Here is a 9,769-nt window from a genome sequence, read left to right as displayed (position 1 = left end):
CGCTGATTGTAAAATTAAATTGAACACTTGATAAAAAATAAAAAGTCCATTCGGACCTGTTTGATAGAATGTTAATAACCACAAAAACTTTCTATTGGAGGTCAAAATGGACTCTTTACATTCTACCATGAACCAGCACGTTAAAGGCAAGCATTTATCATTTGAAGAGCGAGTTATTATTCAATTGCGTTTGAAAGATGGCTATTCTTTGCGTGCAATTGCCCGTGAACTTAACTGTTCTCCTTCTACTATCAGCTATGAGGTTAAGCGTGGCACTGTAAAACTATATCATGGTAAAGTCAAAAAATATAAGGCTACTCAAGGGCATGATGCATATAAAGCTCATCGTAAAAATTGTGGGCGCAAATCAGACTTTCTCAGGAAAACTCAATTCATGCGCTATGTCCACAAGCATTTTTTTAAAGATGGCTGGTCGCTTGATGTGTGCAGTAATCGTGCTACTGCTGTTGGCGAATTCGCTAGCAGCGATGTTGTCTGCACCAAAACTCTTTATAATTACGTTGATCAAGGCTTATTAGGAATTTATAATTACGACTTGCCAGAGAAGCTTAAACGCAATACTAAGCTTCATCGTATTCGCAAAAATAAGAAAAAACTTGGTAGAAGCATTGAAGAACGTCCTAAAGAGATCAATAAACGTAATGAATTCGGTCATTGGGAATGCGATTTAGTTCTCGGACATAAGAGCAAAGATGATGAGGTACTGCTAACCTTATCTGAGCGTATGAGTCGTGAGTTTTTAATTCTTCGTATTCCTGACAAGACTTCTGTCAGTGTCATGCAGGCCTTTAAAGAACTCCAAAGGCAATACAGCGAACATTGGAATGATATTTTTAAAACCATTACCACTGATAATGGCTCAGAGTTTGCAGATCTTTCCAACCTAGAAAAAGTATCCAATACACTGGTTTACTATGCCCATCCTTACACTTCTTGTGATAAGGGAACAGTTGAAAGACACAATGGCCTTATTCGCAGATTCATTCCTAAGGGAGAAGCAATAGCTAACTATTCTTTACAAGACATCATTAATATTGAAACCTGGTGCAATTCTTTGCCAAGAAAGATACTGGCCTATCATACACCAGATGAAATCTTTGAAAGAGAATTAGATCTAATCTATCAAGCAGCTTAACTAAAAGTGTTCAATTTATTATTGCAATTGGCGAAAACAAAAAAGACTTCAATTTTTTAAAGTTGAAGTCTAGTCGGCGTGTACATTACTTCTTTCACCTAACCAGTTTTGAAAGTTGGTTAGATCTTGATGATGATAGCCAAAAATATGTAAAAAATTGCCTATTTCAAGAAATTTATCTAAAACAGCAAAAAAGCCGTCGTATCAAGGCTTGTAACCTTTTAAAACGGCTTAAAAGTATGCCAATTATTGGAATCGAACCAACGACCTTCTCTTTACGAGGGAGATGCTCTACCAACTGAGCTAAATTGGCAATTTCTCAACTCTTTTATTATAGCAAATGAAGGGACAATGTCAAACACAACTTTTGTAGCTTGAATTTCTCCCACCAAAAAAGCCCAAGACCGCAGTCTTGAGCCGAAAATTGAAATAATAAGAGAGATTATTTTTCACTGGCGAATTGCACCAGGTGCTTTTGGAATTGGCCAGGTTGGTCGCATAGCCGACTACCAGGTAAGACTGGCCGTAGAGCAAGAAGGACAATCCATAATTTTTATAGTCAAAAAGACTCTAGCTACTTTAGCTAGAGTCCTTTCTTTAGGCTTCAATAATCGTGATTTCGCCGGCCCGCAGGATGTCGGAGTAGACCTGCACATCCCTGCCGTCAAAGAGGTTGTGGTAGATGCCTTCTGGCAATTTAGCCTGGATAGCAACAGCGTTGCCCGTCGTGTTAAAAATCCCCACCAGTTTCTTTGGCTCACGATCGGCATCCACAGCCGTCGTTTCCGTATAGACTGCTTCAAAGACGCCATCACGCACGATCTTGGCTTCAAAGTTGCCTTCGGCCATGATCGGCAGCTGCTTGATCTCGTGCATCTTTTGCATGAGCGGAGTTAAGTCAATATCCCCACTCCAGTCAACTGGATCCTTGTCAAAGAGAGTTACGTGGTGAGCGTCGCCCTTTTCTTCCCCGTTGTAGATGAGCGTTGCCCCCTTCATGAAGTAGACAAAGGCCGTCATGGCGCGCAAGGCGGATTCATCGTCGATCATGCCGTGGGCCCGGATCACGTCATGGTTTTCCAAGAAGTGGGCCTTGACGTAGTTTTCTGGGTAGATCCCTTCTTGCCGGTTGAGGCCAGCGATGTAGTCGCGGTAGTCCTTTTGCCCGGTCAAGGCACTCCTGAGATCAGCGTAGATGTCATAGTCATAGGTCATGTCAAAAGCCTGGTAGAGCTCAGAGTCAGACCCGCCAACCGCACCTTTTGCCCGCAAGAAGCGGATAAAGCCCGGGTCGCCAGATTCAGCCAGCCAGATAGCGCCAGGCCGCACCTTGGCAACGGCTTCTCGAGCTTTTTGCCAAAAGGCTACTGGCACCATCGGGGCAACGTCGCAGCGGAAGCCGTCGACGTACTTGGCCCACATGCAGAGGGTCTCGATTTGGTAGTCCCAAAGCTCTTGGTGACTGTAATCCAGGTCGATGACGTCACTCCAGTCGCCGACCTTGTTGCCAAAGCTGCCGTCTTTCTTGTGGTAGAACCATTCCGGATGTTCCTTAGCCAGGACTGAGTCTGGTGAAGTGTGGTTGTAGACGCAGTCGATGATGATCTTCATCCCCTTGGCGTGAATGTCGTCACACAGGCGCTTGAAATCTTCCATGGTCCCGTATTCCGGGTTGATCGCCCGGTAGTCGGAAATCGCGTAGGGTGAACCCAGGCTCCCCTTCCGATTTTTCACGCCAGATGGCTGGATGGGCAAGAGCCAGATGATGTCCGTCCCCAAGTCCTTGATCCGGTCCAAATCCTTCCGGACCCCTTCAAAGTCGCCCTCTGGCGAGTAGTTTCTGACAAAAATGCTGTAAATCATTTGCTTGCGCAAGTCAATCTTGGTATCGCTAGCCATTTTTTCCTCCTTGGGACTTCGCCCTCTTTTTCTCACCCTTCTATCTTAGCCGTTTTCCTAAGCGCTTTCACATTTTCCGGTCATGTTACCGCTAACTCTTTTTAAAATAACGTACCCTAGATTTAGTAGCAAGGTTAGCGGTTCCAACCCAAGACCTTGAAAATTTCAGCTTGTCCTTACATTACTGATATGGTATCCTTAACACATCGAATGATATTGACCCTATTTAAGAATATTGTTCGTGTATTATTACAAAGTCCAAAGATTTATAAGGAGAATATCTGAACAATGAAAACTAATCGTTACATTGTTGCTTTGGCGGGGGTCATGCTGCATCTGATGATCGGCTCAGTATACGCTTGGAGCGTCTACACTAAGCCAATCGCAGCACAGACCGGCTGGAGCGAATCATCAGTTGCATTTGCATTTAGTTTGGCCATCTTCTTTCTGGGGATGTCCGCGGCTTTCATGGGCCGCCTGGTTGAAAAATTCGGCCCGACCTTGACCGGGACTGTTTCCGCCATCCTTTACGGGAGCGGGATCGCCTTGACTGGCCTGGCTGTGCAAAACCAGCAGCTCTGGCTCTTGTACGCTTCATACGGCGTCATCGCTGGCCTGGGCCTGGGTGCCGGCTACGTCACCCCGATCTCAACCATCATCAAGTGGTTCCCGGACAGACGGGGTTTGGCTACTGGCCTGGCCATCATGGGCTTCGGCTTTGCCGCTCTTTTGACCAGCCCAATCGCCCAATTCCTGATGTCCAGCGTTGGCTTGTCCAATACCTTCTACATCTTGGGGGCCGGCTACTTCCTGGTCATGATTGTTTCTGCCCAGTTCATTAAGCGGCCAAGTGCAGAAGATTTGGCTAACTTCAAGAGTGAAGACAAGGAAGCTCTTTCCTTGACTGGCGGCCTGCAGATGACGGCCAACCAGGCACTGAAGACCAAGACCTTCTACCTGCTCTGGTTCATGTTCTTTATCAGTATCACCTGCGGGATCGCCCTGGTCTCCGCCGCTTCACCAATGGCCCAGGAACTGACTGGGATGAGCGCGGCTACTGCCGCCGTCATGGTCGGCATCATCGGCCTCTTCAACGGTTTTGGCCGCTTGATCTGGGCAACCTTGTCCGACTACATCGGCCGGCCTTTGACCTACAGCTTGATCTTTGTCGTTGACATGGCTATGTTCGTGATCTTGATCTTCACCCACTCACCATTCATCTTTGCTGTAGCCCTCAGCCTTTTGATGTCCTGCTACGGGGCCGGCTTCTCAGTTATCCCGGCTTACCTGGGCGACGTCTTCGGCACTAAAGAACTCGGCGCCATCCACGGCTCCATCTTGACTGCCTGGGCAGCAGCCGGCATGGTTGGCCCGCTCCTGCTCTCCTTCACCCACGAAGTTTTGAAGAGCTACTACGTGACCTTGGCCGCCTTCATCATCCTGGCCGGCCTGGCCCTCTGCGTCTCCTTCCTGGTTCAGCGGGAATTTGCCAAGCTGACCGACCTGGCTGACGAATTAGATTAGTGAATTTTCAAGTTCCTGCTGACGCGGGAACTTTTTCTTTCCCCCGCGAGCTTTTAAGCAGGCTAAAGGCTATAATATTATCGAAGAGAGATTGATGAGGGGGAAAAACATGATGCTTCCAAGCAAGCTGCGCGACCTGCGCAAGAAGCATGGCTTAAGCCAAAAAGAATTAGCGGAAAAATTAATGACCACGCAAGCCAAGGTGGCCAGCTGGGAAAACGGCGACAGCGTGCCCGACATATCATATATCGCCAAACTAGCGGTATTATACGACGTGCCAGCTGACTACCTGCTGAAAGACGACAAGCAAGAAGGACAGACCATCGAACCAGGCGAAGAGATAGACCGGCCGAACAAGAAAGATGCTGACCCTAAGCGCCTGGGCAGGATCAACAGCATCTACTGGACCATCGTCATCGCTGTCTACCTGCTGGCCAGCATCGCGACCGGCCGCTGGTCAACCAGCTGGGTCCTCTTTATTTTAGGAGATGCCATCTGGCTCATCGGGGCTGGTTTTCACTGGATCAATTCGACTAAATAAGAAAGGAGCTGCTTCTTAACTGGAAGTCAGCTCCTTTTTTGCCTTCTTATAAATTGTTGGATGACATGATGTAAAAAGTCAATAAGACAGAAACCGCAAAACACAAGGCTGCCGCCAGTAAGTAGGCCAGAAAAATATTGACCCCATGCTTGGCAAAAGTGGTAACAAAAAGCCATAATTTAGCAAATTTCCCCGAACCTGATACAATTAAGGCAAAACACTTCAGAAAGCAGGAAAAGCATGCTGAAAGACGGTATTTATGAACAAATCCTTAACCAAGAAATCCTGGACCAGCTGGAAAAAATTGACCTAAAGACCAGGGATTACAAACTGGAACAGCTAAACGCCGATGATTCCCGCCAGCTCTTGACCATCTACCTCTCCCAGGTCATCCGGTCGGGCCTGCACTACCTCCGCGACAGCTTCAAGTCCGGTGAAGACCGAGCCGCACTCGTAGCCCAGATTCGCCTGGCCAACTCCATTGTCGACCAGGTCGCCCAGCATACCAACGAAGCTGACTACGAGGACCTGCAGATCCTGGAAAAAGGCGAAGTCCTGACCTCCATCTACCATAAGCTGACCCAGTCCCAGAAGATCACTCCCATCCGGCCCCAGACTTCTTTGGTTGAGAATGCCCTTTTTACTGGCAGCAAAAATGAGCCCAGCATGCTCAGCGAAATCAAGAAGGAAATCGCCTCTTCTGACCAGGTCGACCTGCTCGTTTCCTTTATTAAGTGGTCGGCCATCCGCCCTCTTTTGGGAGATTTGGAGTCTTTTTGTCAAAAAAACGGCCACCAGCTGCGGGTGATCGCTACAACTTATACCCAAGCAACTGACTACAAGGCTATCTTGACCTTGAGCCAGCTGCCCAACACTACAGTCAAGATCAATTACGAAAGTGACCATGCGCGTCTGCATGCCAAATCCTACCTATTCAAAAGAGATACTGGCTTCACCACTGCCTACATCGGTTCCTCCAACCTCTCCAGCGCTGCCTTGACCACGGGCCTGGAATGGAATGTCAAGGTCACTGAGCAGGAGTCTTTTGACATCGTCAATAAATTCGCCATTTCCTTTGAAAGCTACTGGAACGACCCCTCTTTTGAAACTTTTGACCCGGATCAGGAAGACTGCAGAAAGAAACTGCAAACGGAACTGAACCGGCATAAGGAAAATACTTTCCACCTGGAGGCCACTATCCGGCCCTACAACTACCAGCAGGAAATCTTAGACCGCCTCCAGGCTGAGCGGGAAGTTTACGGCCATTATAAAAATCTCCTCGTTGCCGCCACCGGGGTGGGGAAAACCGTCATCGCCGCCTTTGACTTCAAGCGCTACTTGGCAGAGCATCCCCATGCCCGTCTGCTCTTCGTCGCCCACCGGCAGGAAATCCTGGAACAGAGTCTGCAAAAGTTCCGTGAGGTCCTCAACGACTTCAACTTCGGCCAGCTGCTGGTCGGCCAGTACAAGACTAACGATATCAGCCAGCTTTTCGTCTCCATCCAGTCCTTTAATTCAGAAAAAATGGCTGACCTTTTACCCGGCGACTACTACGACTTCATCATCATCGATGAATTCCACCACGCCGCGGCCAAGTCCTACCAAAAGCTGCTCAGTCACTTTAAGCCCAAGATCCTTCTGGGACTGACCGCTACCCCCGACCGGATGGACGGACAGGATATCTTGCAGTACTTTGACGGCAATATTGCCGCCGAAATGCTGCTTGGTGAAGCCATCGACCGCCAGCTCCTCTGCCCCTTCCAGTATTTCGGGATCACCGACAATGTTGACTACTCCGGCATGAAATGGAGCCGGGGCCAGTACGAGGTCAGTGAGCTGGAAAATGTCTATACGGCTAACGATGCCCGGGCCAAGTTGATTTTGCGCAGCCTGGACAAGTACAGCAACAATTTGGAAGACATCAAGGGCTTAGCTTTCTGCGTCAGCGTCAAGCACGCCGAATTCATGGCCGCCGCCTTCAACCAGGCCGGCATCCCTTCCGCTGCTTTATCTGGCCAGACTGCCCAGGCCGACCGCCAGCAGGCGAAAGAAGATTTGACCTCCGGCAAGCTCAAGTTTATTTTTGTCGTTGACCTCTATAACGAAGGTGTCGACATCCCAGCCGTCAACACCATCCTCTTCCTGCGGCCAACCCAGAGCCCGACCATCTTCCTCCAGCAACTGGGCCGGGGCCTCCGCCTCAGCCCGGGCAAGGATTGCTTGACAGTCCTGAACTTCATCGGCCAGGCCAACCGCCACTATAACTACGAGGCCAAGTTCAAGGCCTTGACCGGACCAGGCCATACCCTGCCATATGAAGTCAAGGAGGGCTTCCCGCATCTGCCAGCAGCCTGCTATCTGGAGCTTGAGCCCGTTGCCAAAAAGTACATCCTGGCCAACCTTGGCCAAAACACGGCTAACAAGAAGGGCCTAATCCAGCGGGTGAAGACTTTTAGCGAAGACACGGGCCTGGAGCTGACCTTGGCCAACTTCCTCAAGGCCTATGACATGAGTCTTTACGACTTCTACCACGCCAGCGGGTCGCGTTCACTTTTTCGTTTGAAAAAATGGGCCGGACTGATTACTGACGACCGGGATGTAGAAAACCAGGTCTACCAGAAGTTCAGCAGCTTTTTCCACATCGATTCCAAAAGGCTCCTGGACTACTGGCTGGCTTACCTGGATGCGCCAAAAGAGGCAAGAAATGAGAATGAACGCTTGATGCTAGGGATGCTCTACTACAGCTTCTACAAGAAAAAGCCGGCCCAACTAGGCTTTAAGGACCTGCATGCAGGGATCGAGGACTTCTTAAAGGAAGACTTCGTCAAAGAAGAATTAATGGAAGTCCTCCGCTACCGGCTGAGCCAGTTGACCGTCTTGCCGGAAGCTAACGAATACCCCTTCACCTGTCCCTTGGAAGTCCACTGCCACTACAATGTCAACCAGATCATGGCCGCTTTTGACTACTTCAACCAGGACCAGTCCCCGGAATTCCGGGAGGGGGTCAAGTACTTCGCTGATAAAAAGACGGATATCTTCCTTATTAATCTGAACAAGAGTGAGAAGGACTTCTCCCCGTCAACCATGTACGAAGACTATGCCATCAATGCCCAGCTTTTCCACTGGCAGAGCCAGAGCCAGGACCGGCCAGCCAGTCCCAAGATCCAGCGCTATATTCACCAGGGCGAAACCGACAATCTGATTTCTCTTTTTGTCAGAGAGTTTAAAAAGCATGGAAATTATACAGCAGCTTACACTTTCTTAGGCAACGCGGATTATGTTTCAAGTACTGGCGAGCGGCCGGTTTCCTTTGTCTGGCACCTGCACCAGGCGATCCCGGCCAGTCTTTTGGCCAAGGCCAACAAGGCGATTGCCCTGTAATTGCTTCAGCCGGGGAAAACATTTTCTGTTATACTAGGTATCAGTTAGGTTTTGCACTTTAGTATAAAAAAGGAGTAAACATTGAGAATTTTAGTTGTCGGTGGGGCCGGCTATATTGGCTCCCACGCTGTTAGACGTTTAGTTGCCGATGGCAACGATGTAGTGGTTTTGGACTCTTTGTTCACTGGCCACAAGGAAGCCATTGACCCAAAGGCCAAGTTTTACCAAGTTGACCTCCTGGATACAGCAGCCGTAGCCAAGGTCTTAAAAGAAGAAAAGATCGAAGCAGTTATGCACTTCGCGGCTTACTCTTTGGTCGGCGAATCAGTCAAGAAGCCGCTGAAGTACTACAAGAACAATGTTTCTGGCATGATCAGCCTGCTGGAAGCCATGGAAGAAACCGGGGTTAAGTACCTGGTCTTCTCATCCAGCGCTGCTACTTACGGCATCCCTGAAAAGCTGCCAATCACTGAAGAAACTCCGCTCAACCCAATCAACCCTTACGGGGAAACCAAGATGATGATGGAAAAGATCATGCACTGGGCTGACAAGGCTAACGGGATCAAGTCCATCGCCCTGCGCTACTTCAACGTGGCGGGGGCTTCCCTGGACGGGTCAATTGGTGAAGACCACCACCCAGAAACCCACTTGATTCCTAACATCATGAAGGCGGCCCTGGCTGGCGGCGGTGACTTTACTATTTTTGGCGACGACTACGACACCAAGGATGGTACTAACGTCCGCGACTACGTGCACGTGGTTGACTTGATCGACGCCCACGTCCTGGCTTTGAAGCACTTGATGGAAACCAACCAAAGCGACGTCTTCAACCTGGGTACGGCCAACGGCTTCTCCAATCTGGAAATCCTGAAGGCAGCCATCAAGGTTACCGGCGTTGACATTCCTTATACTATCGGGCCACGCCGCGGCGGTGACCCGGACTCACTCGTTGCTGACTCAAGCAAGGCCCGGAAGGTCCTGGGCTGGAGTCCGAAGTACGAAAATGTCGACGACATCATTGCCAGCGCTTGGAACTGGCACCAAAAGCATCCTAACGGCTTTAGCAAGTAAGACAAAGAAAAATAGTGGAACTTCCTCAGATGGAAGGTCCACTATTTTTTTGCGCCTATTTGTCATCAAATGTAAGCACCCAATAGCGCGGTATCTATCAACCCCCAGTCAATAGTCATATACTGTTCTTAACAATTGAATACGGAGGAACATGATATTATGACTGAACATCCAATCGTACCGCTCGAGCTGCCGAA

6 protein-coding genes and 1 tRNA gene are annotated in these 9,769 nt (G+C 49.1%); 5 read left to right on the top strand and 2 right to left on the bottom strand.

All coding sequences use genetic code 11. The features are described 5' to 3' along the window. Nucleotides 1-106 precede the first annotated feature (106 nt). Nucleotides 107-1,156 carry an IS30-like element ISLjo1 family transposase gene (locus Q0J41_RS03335; RefSeq protein WP_023599651.1) on the top strand — a complete coding sequence of 350 codons (1,050 nt, stop codon included), beginning with the start codon at nucleotides 107-109 and terminating at the stop codon, nucleotides 1,154-1,156. 240 nt (nucleotides 1,157-1,396) lie between these two features. Here Q0J41_RS03335 and Q0J41_RS03330 read toward each other — a convergent pair. Beyond that, nucleotides 1,397-1,469: transfer RNA gene (locus Q0J41_RS03330), tRNA-Thr, on the bottom strand. Nucleotides 1,470-1,753: 284 nt separating this feature from the next. Beyond that, nucleotides 1,754-3,055: an alpha-amylase family glycosyl hydrolase gene (locus Q0J41_RS03325; RefSeq protein ID WP_296226089.1), complete on the bottom strand. Its 1,302-nt coding sequence runs from the start codon at nucleotides 3,053-3,055 to the stop codon at nucleotides 1,754-1,756. Nucleotides 3,056-3,343: 288 nt separating this feature from the next. On the opposite strand from Q0J41_RS03325, the gene Q0J41_RS03320 reads away from it, so the two are divergent. From Q0J41_RS03320 to galE, 4 genes are all read left to right on the top strand, one after another. After that, on the top strand, nucleotides 3,344-4,579 hold the full coding sequence (locus Q0J41_RS03320) for an OFA family MFS transporter (RefSeq protein ID WP_296226087.1): 1,236 nt from the start codon (nucleotides 3,344-3,346) through the stop codon (nucleotides 4,577-4,579). Nucleotides 4,580-4,688: 109 nt separating this feature from the next. Then, nucleotides 4,689-5,120, top strand: a complete 432-nt coding sequence (locus Q0J41_RS03315) for a helix-turn-helix transcriptional regulator (protein WP_296226085.1) — start codon at nucleotides 4,689-4,691, stop codon at nucleotides 5,118-5,120. A gap of 240 nt (nucleotides 5,121-5,360) precedes the next feature. Then, a complete protein-coding gene (locus Q0J41_RS03310) occupies nucleotides 5,361-8,501 on the top strand; it encodes a DUF3427 domain-containing protein (RefSeq protein WP_296226083.1) in 3,141 nt (1,046 codons plus the stop codon). Between the two features lie 81 nt (nucleotides 8,502-8,582). Continuing rightward, complete coding sequence (gene galE / locus Q0J41_RS03305) at nucleotides 8,583-9,572, top strand: UDP-glucose 4-epimerase GalE (protein WP_296226081.1); 990 nt, start codon at nucleotides 8,583-8,585, stop codon at nucleotides 9,570-9,572. Nucleotides 9,573-9,769: the final 197 nt, after the last annotated feature.

The sequence above is a fragment of the uncultured Lactobacillus sp. genome, from assembly GCF_944327175.1.
GTDB lineage: Bacteria > Bacillota > Bacilli > Lactobacillales > Lactobacillaceae > Lactobacillus.
Note: the sequence above shows the minus strand (reverse complement) of the source record. Positions and strands in the feature narration are given on the sequence as shown.